The 14,730-nt window shown below is 73.4% G+C and carries 16 protein-coding genes and 1 pseudogene; 12 read left to right on the top strand and 5 right to left on the bottom strand.

The genetic code is table 11. The annotated features are described in order from the left end of the window. Window positions 1-52 precede the first annotated feature (52 nt). On the top strand, window positions 53-1,330 hold the full coding sequence (locus tag OHA72_RS49050; RefSeq protein WP_327002967.1) for a glycosyltransferase: 1,278 nt from the start codon (window positions 53-55) through the stop codon (window positions 1,328-1,330). Here the strand turns inward: OHA72_RS49050 and OHA72_RS49045 are convergent. Beyond that, a complete protein-coding gene (locus OHA72_RS49045) occupies window positions 1,262-1,813 on the bottom strand; it encodes an RNA polymerase sigma factor (RefSeq protein WP_327002966.1) in 552 nt (183 codons plus the stop codon). The genes OHA72_RS49050 and OHA72_RS49045 overlap by 69 nt on opposite strands. A 41-nt stretch (window positions 1,814-1,854) precedes the next feature. On the opposite strand from OHA72_RS49045, the gene OHA72_RS49040 reads away from it, so the two are divergent. Both OHA72_RS49040 and OHA72_RS49035 read left to right on the top strand, forming a co-directional pair. Next, on the top strand, window positions 1,855-2,979 hold the full coding sequence (locus OHA72_RS49040; RefSeq protein ID WP_327002965.1) for a serine/threonine-protein kinase: 1,125 nt from the start codon (window positions 1,855-1,857) through the stop codon (window positions 2,977-2,979). Further along, window positions 2,924-3,220: a hypothetical protein gene (locus OHA72_RS49035; RefSeq protein ID WP_327002964.1), complete on the top strand. Its 297-nt coding sequence runs from the start codon at window positions 2,924-2,926 to the stop codon at window positions 3,218-3,220. The genes OHA72_RS49040 and OHA72_RS49035 overlap by 56 nt, the downstream gene beginning before the upstream one ends. On the opposite strand, the gene OHA72_RS49030 is transcribed toward OHA72_RS49035, so the two are convergent. Then, window positions 3,211-3,825, bottom strand: coding sequence for a hypothetical protein (locus OHA72_RS49030; protein ID WP_327002963.1), 615 nt, complete (start codon window positions 3,823-3,825; stop codon window positions 3,211-3,213). The genes OHA72_RS49035 and OHA72_RS49030 overlap by 10 nt on opposite strands. A 170-nt stretch (window positions 3,826-3,995) precedes the next feature. Between OHA72_RS49030 and OHA72_RS49025 the strand changes: the two genes are divergently transcribed. Next, on the top strand, window positions 3,996-4,730 hold the full coding sequence (locus OHA72_RS49025) for a dienelactone hydrolase family protein (RefSeq protein WP_327002962.1): 735 nt from the start codon (window positions 3,996-3,998) through the stop codon (window positions 4,728-4,730). Between the two features lie 495 nt (window positions 4,731-5,225). Here the strand turns inward: OHA72_RS49025 and OHA72_RS49020 are convergent, their stop codons facing one another. After that, a complete protein-coding gene (locus OHA72_RS49020) occupies window positions 5,226-6,350 on the bottom strand; it encodes an FAD-dependent oxidoreductase (protein WP_327002961.1) in 1,125 nt (374 codons plus the stop codon). Between the two features lie 28 nt (window positions 6,351-6,378). Here OHA72_RS49020 and OHA72_RS49015 point away from each other — a divergent pair, with 28 nt between their 5' ends. From OHA72_RS49015 to OHA72_RS49000, 4 genes and pseudogenes are all read left to right on the top strand, one after another. After that, window positions 6,379-7,104 carry a TetR/AcrR family transcriptional regulator gene (locus OHA72_RS49015; RefSeq protein WP_327002960.1) on the top strand — a complete coding sequence of 242 codons (726 nt, stop codon included), beginning with the start codon at window positions 6,379-6,381 and terminating at the stop codon, window positions 7,102-7,104. 196 nt (window positions 7,105-7,300) lie between these two features. After that, window positions 7,301-7,849 (top strand): hypothetical protein, encoded by a 549-nt coding sequence (locus OHA72_RS49010; RefSeq protein ID WP_327002959.1) that lies wholly within the window; start codon window positions 7,301-7,303, stop codon window positions 7,847-7,849. Window positions 7,850-7,888: 39 nt separating this feature from the next. Next, on the top strand, window positions 7,889-8,638 hold the full coding sequence (locus tag OHA72_RS49005; RefSeq protein ID WP_327002958.1) for a class I SAM-dependent methyltransferase: 750 nt from the start codon (window positions 7,889-7,891) through the stop codon (window positions 8,636-8,638). Between the two features lie 3 nt (window positions 8,639-8,641). Continuing rightward, window positions 8,642-9,354 (top strand): annotated as a pseudogene (locus OHA72_RS49000) (helix-turn-helix domain-containing protein). Here the strand turns inward: OHA72_RS49000 and OHA72_RS48995 are convergent. Then, the gene (locus OHA72_RS48995) at window positions 9,336-9,914 is read right to left on the bottom strand and encodes a dihydrofolate reductase family protein (protein WP_327002957.1); all 579 of its coding nucleotides are present in this window, start codon (window positions 9,912-9,914) and stop codon (window positions 9,336-9,338) included. The pseudogene OHA72_RS49000 and the gene OHA72_RS48995 sit on opposite strands and share 19 nt — an antisense overlap. Window positions 9,915-10,056: 142 nt before the next feature. Further along, complete coding sequence (locus OHA72_RS48990) at window positions 10,057-11,049, bottom strand: hypothetical protein (protein WP_327002956.1); 993 nt, start codon at window positions 11,047-11,049, stop codon at window positions 10,057-10,059. A 65-nt stretch (window positions 11,050-11,114) separates the two neighbouring features. Between OHA72_RS48990 and OHA72_RS48985 the strand changes: the two genes are divergently transcribed. The 4 genes from OHA72_RS48985 (at window position 11,115) to OHA72_RS48970 (ending at window position 14,683) form a co-directional block, all read left to right on the top strand. Continuing rightward, the gene (locus OHA72_RS48985; protein WP_327002955.1) at window positions 11,115-11,906 is read left to right on the top strand and encodes a hypothetical protein; all 792 of its coding nucleotides are present in this window, start codon (window positions 11,115-11,117) and stop codon (window positions 11,904-11,906) included. Window positions 11,907-12,047: 141 nt separating this feature from the next. Next, window positions 12,048-12,830, top strand: coding sequence for a class I SAM-dependent methyltransferase (locus OHA72_RS48980; protein ID WP_327002954.1), 783 nt, complete (start codon window positions 12,048-12,050; stop codon window positions 12,828-12,830). 91 nt (window positions 12,831-12,921) lie between these two features. Next, entirely contained in the window at window positions 12,922-13,395 is a 474-nt protein-coding gene (locus OHA72_RS48975) for an RNA polymerase sigma factor (protein ID WP_327002953.1), read from the top strand. Continuing rightward, window positions 13,385-14,683 (top strand): TolB family protein, encoded by a 1,299-nt coding sequence (locus tag OHA72_RS48970; RefSeq protein WP_327002952.1) that lies wholly within the window; start codon window positions 13,385-13,387, stop codon window positions 14,681-14,683. The genes OHA72_RS48975 and OHA72_RS48970 overlap by 11 nt, the downstream gene beginning before the upstream one ends. Window positions 14,684-14,730: the final 47 nt, after the last annotated feature.

Here is a 14,730-nt window from a genome sequence, read left to right as displayed (position 1 = left end):
CCTGGTGATCCACGCATTGATCACACTCGGTCGCTGCGGCCATACTGCGCCGATGGGGGAGTTCCTGCTTGTCACGCACGGCACCGCCGGCGACGTCCTGCCGTTCATCAGCGTCGGCGCCGCACTCGCCGCCCGTGGGCACGCGGTGACGCTCATCAGCCATGCGCCCTACGCCGAGCGGGCCCGCGCCGCCGGGCTCGGCTTCGCCGCGGTCGACACGGTCGCGCAGTACGAGGCCGGCCAGCGCCGCACACCCGGCCTCCTCGCCGCGCAGCGGCCGCACGAGCTGCGCGACTACTACGAGCGGGAGGGCCTGTTCGCCCAGCTGCGCCGGGAGGTCGACCTCCTCGCGGAGCGGCACCGGCCTGGCCGCACCGTCCTCGCCGGGCGGCACACGTCCGCGCTGTCGGTGCTCGTCGCCGCGGACCTCCTCGCCGCACCCGCCGCCTGGGTCGCCGTCGCGCCCGTGCAGCTGCTGGTCGCGCCCGTCGCCGCGGCACACGTCCGCGCCGGCCTCGCGCCCGGCATCGACGCCGTCCGCGCCGGCCTGGGGCTGCCGCCGGTGGGGGACTGGGCCGGCTGGCTGCGCTCCACCCGGGCGGTCCTCGGGCTGTGGCCTACCTGGTTCGACGAGGCGGGCCCGCGCGCCGCCGGCAACGGTGTCACCCTCACCGGCTTCGTCACGGGCGACGCCGCGGGTGGTGCCTCACACCCTGTCGACGACCGTCCGCTGCTGGTCACCGGCGGCACCGGCCGGCTGCTGCACCCGCGCTTCTACCCGGTCGCGCTGGACGCGGTCGCCGCGACCGGGCGGGCCGCGCTGGTCGTCGCGCCCGACCGGGCCATGCTGCCAGCGCGCCTGCCGTCCACTGCGGACTGGCACCCGCGGCTGCCGTTCCCGTCCGTGCTGCCGCAGGTCGCCGCGATCCTGCACCACGGCGGCATCGGCACCGCCGTGCGCGCCCTGCACACCGGCACGCCGCAGGTCATCATGGCGTACGGCGCCGACCGCCCCGACAACGCCGCACGCCTCGCCGCCCATGAGGTCGCCCGCTGGGTTGCGGAACCGGACTGGACCCCCGCCGCGGCGGACACCGGCTACGCGGCCCGGGCGGCCCGGCTGCTCGACGAGCCCGAGGCCGCCGCCCCGGACCGCGCCGCCGCGGCGCTCGAAGGACTGCTGTCGGCCGCGCCGGGGCCCGCCGACCGGCTGCGCCGGCTCACCCCGGCACAGCGCCGCCTGCTCGCACAGCGGCTGTCGTCAGCCGCCGTCGAGCGTGGCGCGGACGTGCCGCCGGGCGTCGTGGATGCGGGACTTCAAGGTCCCTGACGGAATGTTCAGGTGCCCGGCGATCTCCTCGTAGGACAGCTGGCACAGGTCGCGCAGCACCAGCGGCGCGACCAGCTCGGCCCGGTGCGCCTCCAGCTGCTCCAGGGCGTCGAGGAGGTCCAGGCGGGAGCCCGCGATGACGCTCGTCGTGCGCGGGTCGGCGGCGTCGACCGGCAGCTGCGGCGTCGCCTGCTCGCTCGCGCGGCGTTTCAGTGTCCGGTACGTCTGGCGGGCACAGTTGGCCGTGACGGCATACAGCCACGTGGAGAACCTGGCCCGGCCGTCGAAGGTCGACACCTTCAGCGCCACCTGCAGCAGCGTGTCCTGGCAGGCCTCCTCCGCGTCCTCCCGGCAGGGCAGGATCCGCTGGCACTGGCGCATGACCTGCGGGGCGATGAGGGCCAGCAGCGCGTCGCGCGCACCAGCGTCGCCGGCCGCCGCCCTGGTGGCCAACTGCTCGACGTCAAGATCGTCCATTGCCATGCCGCCCCGTCCCCCCGACTCGCGTGGCACATAATACGGGCGTGCCAGTTCCCGACAACATCGGTCGATATCGTGTGCTGCGGCGCATCGGATCGGGGGCGTTCGCCACCGTGTGGCTCGGCGCCGACGACGCACTCGACGCGTCCGTGGCGATCAAGGTGCTGGCGGACAACTGGACGTACCACGCCGACCTGCGGGCCCGCTTCGAGGAGGAGGGGCGCATCATGCGCCGGGCCGACTCGCCGCTGCTGGTCCGGGTGCTCGACGTCGGTGAGCTGCCCGACGGCCGGCCGTATCTGGTGATGCCGTTCGCCGCGGGCGGCACCCTCGCCGACCGGCTCGCCGCCGGACCGATGCCGTTGCCCGAGGCGCTGCTGGTGGCGGCGGACGTCGCGAGGGCCGTCACGGAGCTGCACGCCGCCGGGGTCCTGCACCGCGACGTCAAGCCGTCCAACGTGCTGTTCCAGCCGGCGCCGGGCCGCGACCGGGTCCTGGTGGCGGACCTGGGCCTGGCGAAGGCCCTTGCCAACGCGTCGGGCTTCACCATCGCCGCGGGCACGCCCGGCTACGCGGCGCCCGAGCAGGCCCGCTCTGGCGGCGGTCTGGACGTGCGCGCCGACGTCTACGGCATCGGCGCGACCCTGCACCACATGCTCACCGGCCGCCCGCCCGCGGCCGGCGACCGGCCGTCGCGGGCACGGCCGGGCGTGCCGTCCTCGGTGGACGACATCGTGCGCCGCGCGCTGCACCCCGACCCGCGCCGCCGGTTCGCCTCCGCCGCCGAGCTTGCCACGGCCCTGGAGCGTGCCGCCGCGTCGATCGGGCAGGGCGCCCGCCGCCGCGGAGTCCGGCGCGCCGGCCCCGTCGCCGCCGGCGTCGTGGTGCTCGCCGCGGCGCTGGCGCTTGCCGGCTCCGCCGCCGCAGGGGCGCCGCGCCAGGGCTGGGTACGGGTGCACGACGCGGACGGCGTGGTGTCGATCGCGGTGCCGCGGGACTGGGCGCGCCAGGTGCGCGACGCGGGCTGGAACCCCGCGGTGCTGCGGCTGCCCACCGGGCACGCGCCCGGGCTCCTCGGCACCGGACGTCGCGGCGTGGGCGGACCCCGCGAGCGTGCTGCCCGGCGTCTTCGTCGGCGCCAGCGACGCCCTGACCGCCGGCGGTCCTGAGCCCGCACTGCCCGATCACCCCGCGCCGTGCGTCCGGCAGCCCGACCGCGGCACGACCGCCGCCGGGGTGCCGGCCCAGGTCCGGCGCTGGACGTCGTGCGCCGGACCGGTCTCGTTCAGCGAGGTGGTGCTCGCCGTGCCGCAGCGTGGCTACGGCGTGTATGTGCAGATCAAGCAGGTGGACGCGACCGACCGGACCGACGAGATCCTCGCCGGCCTGCGGCTGTCGGCCTACTCGTAGCAGTCCTGCCTCGCGAGCTGCAGGGTCACGTCGGACACCTTGCCGTCGTGCGTCGCGATCCGGTAGACGGCCTTGTCGTTGCCGGGCACCTTCGGATAGTGGCGCCCGTTGGCCAGGTCGCCGTCGGCGGTGTCCATGTTCGGGTAGATGCGGCGCACCTCGACGGCGGACATGCCTGCCCGCACCCCTTCGGCCGTCGCCAGCGTGGGCCACGCCTGGATGGCGGCGATACCCAGCCTCGGGGACAGCACCACCCAGCCCTGCCCTTCCCGGAGCCCCTTCACGTGCGCCTGGGGGCAGCCGGATTCGTCGAACGCGGTCACCAGGCCGGTCGCGAGGGCCTGCTCCTTGGTCATGCCGAGCCGCAGCGCGCCGTAGCCCAGCGGGCCCAGCGTCGGCGTCGCAGTGGCGCCGGTCGACGGGCCGGCGCTCGCGGCCGCCGTCGTGGACGGAGCGGCCGAGGTAGCGGCCGACGTGACGGCCGACGTGGTGGGCGCCGCCGCCGAGCCGGCCGGGGCGGCGTCGCCGCTCTGGTGGTCGGGCGAGGTGCAGGCGGTCAGCAGGAAGGCGGAGGTGATGACGGCGATGACGGTCGTGGCACGCATGGCTGGCTCCGGAAGGTTGGTTCGGTTGTGGTGTCGCAGGGTTCGATGCGGCCCGCCGGAGGTTTGTTCGCCGCCGCGGAGTCGTGAATGCGTCAGGCATTCTGCCCTGCACGATCTTGCGCGGCATGCCGCGGACATGGTCGCCTGCCCGGCCCGTAATGTCAGTCGGCATGAAGCTGCGTGAGGACGAGGTGCTGGTGCCGTCGCCCGGCGGCGCGATCCGTTCGGTCGTGCTGCGCCCGACCGGCGACGGGCCGTTGCCCGGAGTCCTGCTGTACACCGACATCTTCCAGCTGACCGAGTCGACCCTGCGCACCGCGCGGCGGCTCGCCTCCGCCGGGTTCGTCGTCTGCGTCCCGGAGATCTACCCGCACGGCGACCTGGCCGGCGTCGCGCTCGAGTTCGACGACGCGGGCAAGCAGGCCGGCCTCGCGGGCGCCGCCGCCACCACGACCGCCGGGTTCGACGCCGACCGCGTCGCCGTCCTGGACTACCTGGAGCTGCGCACCGACACCACCACCCTCTTCGCGACCGGCTTCTGCATCGGCGGGCACCTCGCGTTCCGCGCCGCCCTCGACCCGCGGGTCGCGGCGACCGTGTGCTTCTACCCGACCGGCCTGCACAACGGTGCCCTGGGCGCAGACGCCGACGCCGGCTCCCTCGCCCGCGCCGCCGACATCCACGGCCGGCTCATGCTCGTCTTCGGCGCCCAGGACCCGCACGTGCCCGCCGCCGCCCGCGTGGAGATCCTCGCCGCCCTGTACACCGCCGGCCTCGACGACCTGGAACTGCACGTGTACAGCGGCGGCGAGCACGCCTTCATGCGCGACGTCGGCGCCCGCCACGACCCGGTCCTCACCGACCTCGCCCTCACCGAGGCGATCTCCTTCTTCGCCGCCCGTTAGCACCCCGGCGGCAACCGGCGCCGTCCACGCTCGGAGGGACACGGCGGGGAGACGACCCGGCCCCGGCGTTTGGCGGTTCGCATGCGTCTCATGGTTCTCGGGCTGGCGGCCGCGGCCACCGTCGCGTTCACAGCGCTCGGCTCCACGTCGGCCGCCGCGGCCGCGTCGCTGCCCGGCACCGTCTCCTCGGGCACGACGAAACTGACCGTGCGCTCGGCGCCGACGGCCGCATCAGCGCCCGTCGGGTCGCTGCGCAACGGGGCGAAGCTCGCCATGGTGTGCTCGGTGCAGGGCCCGAAGACCAAGGGCCGGGTCCGCACCACCGACCGGTGGGACCGGCTCACCGGCGGCGGCTACGTGTCCGACACGTACGTGAACCGTCGCAAGGCACCCCCGGCCTGCCCGCACCCGTGGTCACGCCCACGCCGGTCGTCACCCCGACGCCGGTCACGCCGGCGCCGCGCTGGTACAGCGTCCCGGAGGCCCGGCCGCGGGTCAGTCCGCTGGTGCCGGTTCGGCGGGCCGGCCCGAGAAGAAGCGGACGATGTCTGCCGCCGCGGTGGGGGACAACATCATCGCCTGGACCCGCGCGGACATCTCGGCGATCGGGTGAATCCTGGCGAACATCGCCTCCTCGTATGCACGGATCGCCGAGTCCGGATCGGCGGGGTCGGCGGCGAGGCACCCGGCGAGTTCGGCGGCGTCGAGCATGGCCTGATTCGCGCCCTCGCCGACCGGCGCCATGAGGTGCGCGGCGTCGCCGATGAGCGTGACGCCCGGCCGGCCGGTCCAGTGCGTATCCGTGGGCATCGCCTCGATCAGCCGCGGCGCCGGCGCGCCGTCGCCGGCCTCGATGAGTGCGGTGAGGCGCGGGTCCCAGTCGGCGAACATGTCCAGCAGCGCGCGCTTGCTGCGGTATGCGTCGACGGGGCGGTCGTCGGGGAGCAGCGAGATCCCGACCCGCAGGCTGCCGTCGCCGAGGCGTTGCGCCGCCAGGATCTGGCTGACGCCGATGCACCACAGGTTCCCGGGGCCGACCAGCTCGGCGATCTCGGGATGGCGCCGGTCGACGTCTTCGATGCTCAGCTCCACGAGCGTGGCCACGGCGGACAGCCGGACGTCGGTCAGCAGCGACCGGACGACCGAGCGCGCGCCGTCCGCGCCGATGAGGATGTCGCAGCCGGTCCGGTCGCCGCCGTGGAACGTCAGGTCCCAGCCCCCGCCGGGTCGTGGGGTCGCCGCGGCAAGCCGGTGCCGCCAGAGGACCGTGTCGCCGGGGAGGGAGTCGAGCAGCAGGTCGCGCAGCGCGCTCCGGTCGATCTCGGGGCGTCCGGAGAACGTGCCGGGTTGCGGCGCATGGTGCACCAGAGTCCGCCCGGCGGGGTCGAGGATGCGATGTTCCTCGCCCTCGGGCCGCGCCTGCGACCGGAACCCGACGGTGAGACCCGCCGCGGCAAGGGCGTGTTGCCCGGACTCCGGGTGCAGGTCGAGCGAGCCGCCCTGCGGCCGCGCGGATCGGCTGTCCTCGCGCTCGTACACCACCGCATCGATGCCGTGCCGATGCAGGACCCGTGCCAGTGTCAGCCCGCCGAGGCCCCCACCGGTGATCGCAATACGCATGCCCACTCCGTTACCGTACACTGTATTCGTGGATACATCGTACGGTAGCGAAGCACTGCCCGTCTGGGAACGGCCCGAGCCTCAGCCGCGGGCGGCGCCGGTGCCGCTGAGCCGCGAGAAGATCGCCGCCACGGCGATCCGCCTCGCCGACGCACACGGCCTCGACGGCCTGTCGATCCGCAAGATCGCCAAAGAGCTCGGCGTCGGCCCGATGCGGCTCTACGACTACGTGCTCAACAGATCCGAACTGCTCGACCTGATGGTCGACGTCGTCTACGCCCGCATCGCCGAGGCCGCGCAGCGCTCCGAGTGGCGCGCCACGGTGCTGGCCATCGCCACCGCGACGCGCTCGGCCGCCCTCGACCACGAGTGGTTCTCCGACCTGCTCGGTGGAAGGCCACACCTGGGACCCCACGCACTCGCCGTGGGCGAGGCCACCGCGGCGGCGCTGAGCCAGGCCCCCAGGGTGCGCAGCATCGACGATCTCCAGCGGACGCTGGGCGCGCTCAACGCCTTCATCATCGGATCGCTCCGCCGGGAGGTCACCGAGCGGCGCACCGCCCGCGCCACCGGCACCGACGAGGCCGCCTTCCAGGCCAGCCTGGGCCCCTACCTCACCCGCATGCTGAACACCGGCAGATACCCGACCGTCGCCCGCCTCGTCATCGACGGCGCCCACCTCAACGCCGAGGAGACCTTCAACCACAACCTGACCACCGTCCTGGACGGCATCACCAACCGGCCCGGCCCGTGACCGACGGCCCTGCGGCCGGCGCTTGCAGCCGATGCTGTATCCGCGCATGTATCGCCACGTGTATCGATGAGTGCCCTATTTCGACCGTGCCGCGACTGATGTACTGCAGCATGCTCTGCTCTACCCGGATCGACCTTCGTGGAGGTTGCCAGTGGTGTCTCGCAGGAAACGCGCGTGGAGATTCGTCGCGACACAGTTGGCGGCGATCCTGATCGTTACCGGTGGCGTCGCGGTGGTGACAGCCGCCCCTGCGAACGCGCTCTGGACCTACTCGCAGGGCTTTGAACGGGAACAGCCCAGCGAGTGGTACGGCGGTCTGATCGGTCGCGGTTCGATGGAATGGTCCGCCAATCTCTGCGGTCAGGCACGGACCGGATGCGGCGCGGCAATCCTGCGGCATTTCTCCCCGACCGGCTACACCAGCACCTTCACGACGCTGCACATCGACTCGTTCGTGGACAGCGGGCTGTACGGCTATTGCGGGATCGCGTACTACGCGAAGCGCTGGAATTCGTCCGTGCCGGTAACGGCGAGGCTGGAACTCATCAATCCGAACGGCTCCGTCTTCATGACAACCGACCGGGTCCTGACCAACTCGAACTGGACCAACGTCGGGATCGGCTTCTATCAGTTCGGGGCGAGAGACTTCTACGTCAAAATCACGCTCCCGTCCCCCGGTAACAGCAACGACGTCGGCTTCCTCGCAGACGACCTGAAACTGTTCTGCCAGGTCCTGCTGCAATAGTGGCCGCCGCCGCCACGGACGGGGTGGGACACTGGCACCGTGGTCATCTATGACGCGATCGGTTCGACGTATGCGACGACACGCCGGCCGGACCGGCGGATCGCCGCGCACATCACCGCCGCGCTCGGCGACGCCCGCTCGGTCATCAACGTCGGCGCCGGCGCCGGGTCCTACGAGCCGGCGCAGACGGTCCTTGCCGTCGAACCCAGCTCGGTCATGATCAGGCAGCGGCCGGCGGGGGCGGCACCGGTCGTGCAGGCGCGCGCGGAAGCGCTCCCGATCGCCGACGGCGCCGCCGACGCGGTCATGGCCGTGCTCACCGTGCATCACTGGACGGATCTGGAGGCGGGGATCGCCGAGCTGCGCCGGGTCGCCAGGCGGCGCATCGTCGTGCTCACCTGGGACCAGCCGGCGTTCCGGTCGTTCTGGCTGGTGGAGGAGTACCTGCCGGAGGCCGCCGCGTTCGACGACACGCGGGCCGTGCCGGTGGAGCGGCTCGCCGCGCTGCTCGGCGGGGCCCGGGTCGAGGCGGTGCCGGTGCCGCACGACTGCACCGACGGGTTCGGCGCCGCCTACTGGCGCCGGCCCGAGGCGTACCTCGACCCGGTGGTCCGTTCGAGCATCTCGATGCTGGCGCAGACCGGCGAGGCGGCGCTGCGGCCGGGGCTGGAGCGGCTCGCCGCCGACCTGGAGTCAGGCCGCTGGCACGAGCGCCACCGGGACCTGCTCGGCCGCGAGGACTTCGACGCGGGCTACCGCCTGCTCGTGGCCGGCGAGCAGAGCGGGTAGCCGGTGGCGCTGCGGTTCGAGACGCGCGGGTCCGACTCGCCGTGGGTCGACACCGTGTGGACCTGCACGAGCGAGCGGGTCGCGGAGATGACCTCCGTCGCCGCGGTGTCCTGGGGTCTGGTGTTCTGGGAGCTGGACGGCACGGCGTATGCGAGCGTCAGCGGCCCCGAGACCAGGAGCAGGACCGCGCCGGTGCCGCAGGGCGCGACGTTCACCGGCATCGAGTTCGCCGTTGGTACGTCGCTGCGGGCCGTACCCACGCCGGCCCTGGTCGACGGCGGCATCGAGCTGCCCGGCGCGACGCGCAAAGCCTTCCGGCTGGACGGCGCCCGGTGGGAGACACCCGGACCCGACGACGCCGAGGCGCTGGTCGGCCGCCTCGTCCGTGCCGGTGCCGTGGTCCGCGACCCGCTCGTCGCCGAGGTCCGCCGGGGCGCCCGTCCGGCGGTGTCGGGACGCACCGTCGAACGCCGGTTCCGGGCGGCGACCGGGCTGACCCAGGGCGCCGTGCGGCAGATCGAACGGGCCCCCGAACGGCCTCGGCGCTGCTGGCCGCCGGCGGCCCGGTCGCCGAGGTCGTCGCCGGCCTCGACTACTTCGACGAGCCGCACCTGGCGCGTGCGCTGCGCCGGTACGTCGGGCGCACCCCGCGGCAGCTGCGCGACGGCACCGGCGGGGCGATCGGCCTGGACCTGGCTCAGCCGACCACGTCGTAGACCATCTTGACGATGCCGTTCGGGTACGCCGCCGAATCCCGCAACCGCAGCGCCTGCTTGTCCTTGTCGGCCCGGCTGAACAGGCTCTTGCCCGCGCCGAGCAGCACGGGGAAGACGAGCAGGTGATACCGGTCGATGAGGCCCGCGTCGGACAGCCGCCGGGCGAGCTCCGCGCTGCCGTGCACGTAGATCGCGCCGCCCTCGGTCTGCTTCAGGTCGGCGACGTCCTGGGTCGAGCGCAGGATCGTCGTCGGACCCCATCCCTCGACGACGGCGTCGCCGGGGAGCGTGGCCGACACCACGTACTTGGGCAGCTCCTTGTAGGCGGCGTGGTCGTCGGACTCGCGCCACAGCGGTGCGAACACCTCGTAGCTGCGCCGGCCGAACATCAGCGCCGTGGTGTCCTCGAGTTCCTCACCCTTGAGCGAGAACGCCTCGGGCAGGAACTCGATGTCCTTGACCACCCAGCCGCCGCTGCGGTGCTCCTCGCCGGGCCCGCCGCCGGGGGAGTCCACGACCCCGTCGAGCGAGACGAACCCGGTGTAGACCAGTTCCCGCATGTACCGCTCCCTTCGTTGCCGGACGCATGTGCGACGCCCAGGTTAGGAAGCGGCGGCGTGGTCGTCTTGTACGGAAACGACAGGGCGACGGGTCGGCGCAGGACCATGCCAGCACAACGACCGCCGGGCGCGGTGACCGGCGTCAGGCGGGCGGAAGGCCGGCAGCGCCCTTCAACGGATCCCATTTTCCGCTGTACCAGCGCAGCAACGACGACGCCAGATACCGGTGGTTGGCGGCCCACACGTCGTCGAACGCGAAGACCTGCTGGTAGCCGAACTCGTCGTCCAGGTGGAACGCCGCCTGCGCGATGTGCTGCGCCACGTCGATGCGGCCGCGGCCCGGCCGCCGGACGCCGAGCGGGCCCGGCACCTCGTCGAGGCCGGCGACGTCCGCGAGCACCGACCGGGCGATCCGGTGCGCCTCGGCGTGCTCGCCGTCGAGGCCGGTGACGTCGAGGTACTGGTCGTTCCACGCGGCCCACCGGTTCATCAGCCGCAGCGCCTGCTCCAGGTCGTCGTCGGGGCCGACGGCGGCCCGCAGCACGCTGAGCTCGGCCGGCCAGTCCTCGTCCACGGCGGTCCCGCGCAGGTGCCGGGCGAACTCGGGCAGCCGCACACCGGGGAACCGCACGACGGCCCCCTGCGTGTCCCAGTCGACGTCGCCGAGCAACGACATGACGACCGTCGTCACCGGCGCCGTGCCGCCCGGCTCCGGGGTGTCGGCGGGCAGCGGCCAGTCCTCGTGCGCGGCGTACGCGAGCCGGTCCGCGTGCGCGGCGAACAGGCGGCGGTCCAGGAAGAAGTACGCGAGCGGGTTCTCGTCGTCGTCGGTCATCGCGCGCACGCTCAGCTCGTCGGCGCGGACCTTGCCCTCCACGTACAGGTGCCGGTTGAGGATCTTGCGCAGCTGCTTCGTGGAGCGCGGCTTCGGCAGCCCGTGCTCCGCCGCCGCCTCGAAGACGCTGTCGAGGCCGTACACGTCGACGCCCAGCTCGGCCAGCAGCCAGGCCTCGGGATCCGCGGTGGCCTCGTCCCAGCCGCGCCGGAACCAGTCGAGCACCGTGTCGTCCGGCAGCCACCGTACGTGCTTGCCCGCCACGCCCTCGTAGGGACTGCGGTACACGAAGCAGATCATGTGGATCATCATGCGACACGATCGTGATTTGCCGACGCGGGGGTAATCCGTGAAAACATTGATGGATGTCCGCAGCGAGTCCGCCGCCCCTTGAGGTGCGCGCAGATCAGGCCCGGCTGTCGTTCGACGGGCGGCTGGTCACCGTGACCCGGATGGATCGGCTGCGACGCCCGCGCGCCGTCAGGCAGTACGCGTTGTCCGACTTCGTCGACCTACGGCTGTCCTACCACGGCAACGACTCGGCGCAGGTGCTGCTGCTCGACGTCAACCGCGGCCTGCAGACCGTCGACCGGCTGACGATCACGGACCCGGCGCACTCGGCCGGCCCCGCCGACGCCGTCGTCCACACCATCAACGAGGCCCGCGCCCAGCGTGTGCGCGCCGTGCTGGACCGCACCGTCGGACCGGGCCCGTGGCCGGTGCAGACGTGGGACCAGATCCGTTCGCTGCTCATGGTGCAGGGGTACACCGAGCCGTGGCCGCCGGGATCCGGCACCCCGGACGGCAGCCGCGCGGTCTACGAGCCCGGCGAGCCCGCGCTGCTGCACGCGTTCGCCCGCGCGCTGACGTACCTCACGCCCGGCGCCCGGCACGGCGACCTGTCGTTCCCCGAGCTCGGCGGCCGCACCACACCCATCGAGCTGCTCCGCCTCACCGGAGGCGGCGAGTTCGGCCGGGTGTGGAACGGCATCATCACCGCCCTGGAAGGCGACTACCCGGTCACCGAGGACCCTGCCTGGGAGCAGACCGCGGCCGACCTGCTGCGGTGGGGCCACGACCAAGTGGAGCGGCGCCGGGCCGGCCGGCCACGCCCACCGTCGCTGCCCGGCCGCCCGAGCCGGGCCATGGAAGGCTGAGGGCGGAGGTGATGCGGGCATCGCGCAACCACGTGACCGGTGAGCACTGCCGGCACCTGACCGTCCCACCAGCACTACTCAGGCACCTCCGCGGATAGTGTGCTGGTTCGGGGTCTGTCGTGCGCGATGGGAGGTTGGGCGATGTCGGTCATCGGCGACGACGCGGCACTCAATCGGGAGGTGTGGACGCGATCGAACGCCGAATACACCGACGCGCAGGCCTTCGGCGCCTGGGCCAGTGATGAGATCACCTGGGGGCTGTTCGACATTCCCGAAAGCCGGCTCGGCGTCCTCGGCGACGTCGCGGGCCTGGATGTGGTCGAGTTGGGCTGCGGCACGGCGTACTTCTCCGCCTGGCTGGCCCGGGGCGGTGCCCGCCCGGTCGGCGTCGACGTGACCCCTGCTCAGCTGGACACGGCTCGCCGGTGCCAGGAGCAGTTCGGTGTCGCGTTCCCGTTGATCGAGGCGGACGCCCAGGACGTGCCGCTGCCCGCGGCAAGCTTCGACCTTGCCGTGTCGGAGTACGGCGCCAGCCTCTGGTGCGACCCTGCCCGCTGGACGGCCGAGGCGGCGCGACTGCTTCGGCCGGGCGGACGGCTGGTGTTCCTCACCAACAGCGTCCTCGTGACCCTGTGCCTGCCGCACGAGGAAGGGTACGCGGAGCGGTCACTGATGCGCCCGCAGCGCGGCATGCACCGCGTGCAGTGGTCGACCGGTGGCGTCGAGTTCCATCCCGGCCATGGCGAGTGGATCCGCGTCCTGGCCGCCAACGGATTCGTGGTGGAGGCGCTCCACGAGTTGTACGCCCCGGACGACGCACAGACGCACGAGTACTACGACGTCGCGACCGCCGACTGGGCCAGGCAGTGGCCGGTGGAGGACCTGTGGGTCGCCCGCAAGCTGGGCACCGCGGCGCCGGCCTGACGCGGCGCTCAGCACCGGACGACGTCGCGGGATTGTGGTCTCCGATCGGGTGGAACCGATCGCGGGTGCTGTGCGCCTGTAAGAGGTGACCGTGTTCTCCGAATCGGCCGTTCGGGGCGACTTCGACGCGCTCTATGCGGCGCAGTTCGCCCCCATGGTGCGGTTGGCCTGCGTGACGACCGGCAGCGTGCCGGCGGCGGAGGACGTCGTGCAAGAGGTGTTCCTGGCCTTGCTGCACCGTCCGGACGTCCGCGAACCGACCGCGTGGCTGCGCCGCGCCGTCGTGTCCAGGTGCACCTCCTGGACGCGACGCCGACGGCTGGAACGCCGCCATGCCGGCCAGCCTGAGCCCGAACCGCTCGTGCCGCTGGGGCCTGACGCGGTCGCCGTCCGCGCCGGGCTTGCCCGGCTTCGTCCGCGGCACCGGGCGGCCATCTTCCTGCGCTACTACCTCGACCTGTCCGAGGCCGAGATCGCCGCCGCGCTGAACTGCCGGCCTGGCACCGTCAAGTCCCTGCTGCACCGGGCCCACTCCGCACTGCGGGAGCACTTCGATGACCATTGATCCACGCCTGCGCGCCGCCGTCCATGAACTCGTCGAGGCGATCCCTGTGCCCTCGGTGGCACCGCCCGTCATCGCGCCGACCGCCCGTCGATCGTGGCGGCCCGTGCTCGTTGCCGCCGCCGTCGTGGTGCTGCTGCTGGCGGTGGGGCTGGTGCGCCTGCCGACGGCGCCGGGCGTACCTGCCGCCGGTCCCGCCACGCTGCCGCGCGTCTTCGCCGACCATTCCTACCTCACCGCCACCGTCTCCGCCGCGCCCGCCGGGCCCGCCATCGCCGTCTACGGGTACGGGCAAGGCGACCTGCCGTTCCAGACCCCGCAGCTCATCGCCGTCGGCGTGGACGGGCGCACCTACCGCGAGATCGACCTCGCCAGTACGCGCGGCCGGCCGGTCGACGCCCCGCTGTTGAAGTCACCGGCGGCGCCTGTCCTGCTGTCCCCCGACGGCAGCAGGGTCGCCGTCGCCGACGCGCGCGGGCCGGTCCACGATGTGGCGATCGTGGACCTGACCACCGGCGGTACCCGCAGCTACCCCGTGCCCGCCGGCTCGGCGGTGCAGCTCCTGGCGTGGTCGCCGGACTCGGCGCGGCTCGCGTACGCCGTCGCGCCGTACCGGGCGGACAGCCATGGCGACCCCCGGCCCGCGCTCGCCGTCGACGGCGAACTGACGGTGCTCGACCTGGCCACCGGCGTCACGTCCACGGTCGCCGGGCAGCGCGGGGCGCTCGACGCGGCGTTCTCCCCCGACGGGGCGACGCTGGCCGTCCAGGTCGGCACGGAGCTGCGCGCGCTCACCGCCGACGGTGGGAGCACCGTTATCCCGCTGCCGGCCGGGCACCGGCTCGGCGGGCCGGCCGCCTGGTCACCCGACGGCCGCCGGCTCGCGCTCTTCCGGGTGGCCGCGGGCAGCCCGTCCTGGGCGGCGGGGTACTGGTCGCCGGACGGGTTGGCGGTCCTTGACCTGCGCGCCGGGGTGTCCACGCCGCTCGACACCAACGCGACCGCGGTCCTCGGCTGGCAGGGCACCGACCTGTTGGCAGGCAACGGCGACGCGATCGTCTCGGTGCCGCCGGCCGGGCCGGCCCGGGTCCTCGCCCGTCTCCAGCCCGGCAACGACCACTGGATCGACACGGTGCAGCTGGCGACCGCCCGTACCGGCGACCTTCAGGTACGCGACACCGGCGTCGATCGCGGCCCGTGGCCGTGGTGGCTGCGGATGCTGACCATCGGGCTGCTCGTCCTGGCGGGCGGCGTCGTGCTCGTGCTGCTACGCCGCCGACGGGCCAGGTGACGCCGTGGCACCGACGCCCCGCCTTGCCCGACCGGGTATCGATCGTG

It is taken from the genome of Dactylosporangium sp. NBC_01737 (assembly GCF_035963215.1).
Lineage (GTDB): Bacteria > Actinomycetota > Actinomycetes > Mycobacteriales > Micromonosporaceae > Dactylosporangium.
This window is presented reverse-complemented; position numbering and strand designations above follow the sequence as displayed.

Bases quoted from the DNA above. Each gene is read 5' to 3' on its own strand.
- OHA72_RS48995 (WP_327002957.1), bottom strand. From the start codon at position 9,914: ATGCGGGAACTGGTCTACACCGGGTTCGTCTCGCTCGACGGGGTCGTG.
- OHA72_RS49045 (WP_327002966.1), bottom strand. From the start codon at position 1,813: ATGGCAATGGACGATCTTGACGTCGAGCAGTTGGCCACCAGGGCGGCG.
- OHA72_RS48980 (WP_327002954.1), top strand. From the start codon at position 12,048: ATGTCGGTCATCGGCGACGACGCGGCACTCAATCGGGAGGTGTGGACG.
- OHA72_RS48985 (WP_327002955.1), top strand. From the start codon at position 11,115: ATGTCCGCAGCGAGTCCGCCGCCCCTTGAGGTGCGCGCAGATCAGGCC.
- OHA72_RS49020 (WP_327002961.1), bottom strand. From the start codon at position 6,350: ATGCGTATTGCGATCACCGGTGGGGGCCTCGGCGGGCTGACACTGGCA.
- OHA72_RS48970 (WP_327002952.1), top strand. From the start codon at position 13,385: ATGACCATTGATCCACGCCTGCGCGCCGCCGTCCATGAACTCGTCGAG.
- OHA72_RS48990 (WP_327002956.1), bottom strand. From the start codon at position 11,049: ATGATCTGCTTCGTGTACCGCAGTCCCTACGAGGGCGTGGCGGGCAAG.
- OHA72_RS49050 (WP_327002967.1), top strand. From the start codon at position 53: ATGGGGGAGTTCCTGCTTGTCACGCACGGCACCGCCGGCGACGTCCTG.
- OHA72_RS49030 (WP_327002963.1), bottom strand. From the start codon at position 3,825: ATGCGTGCCACGACCGTCATCGCCGTCATCACCTCCGCCTTCCTGCTG.
- OHA72_RS49025 (WP_327002962.1), top strand. From the start codon at position 3,996: ATGAAGCTGCGTGAGGACGAGGTGCTGGTGCCGTCGCCCGGCGGCGCG.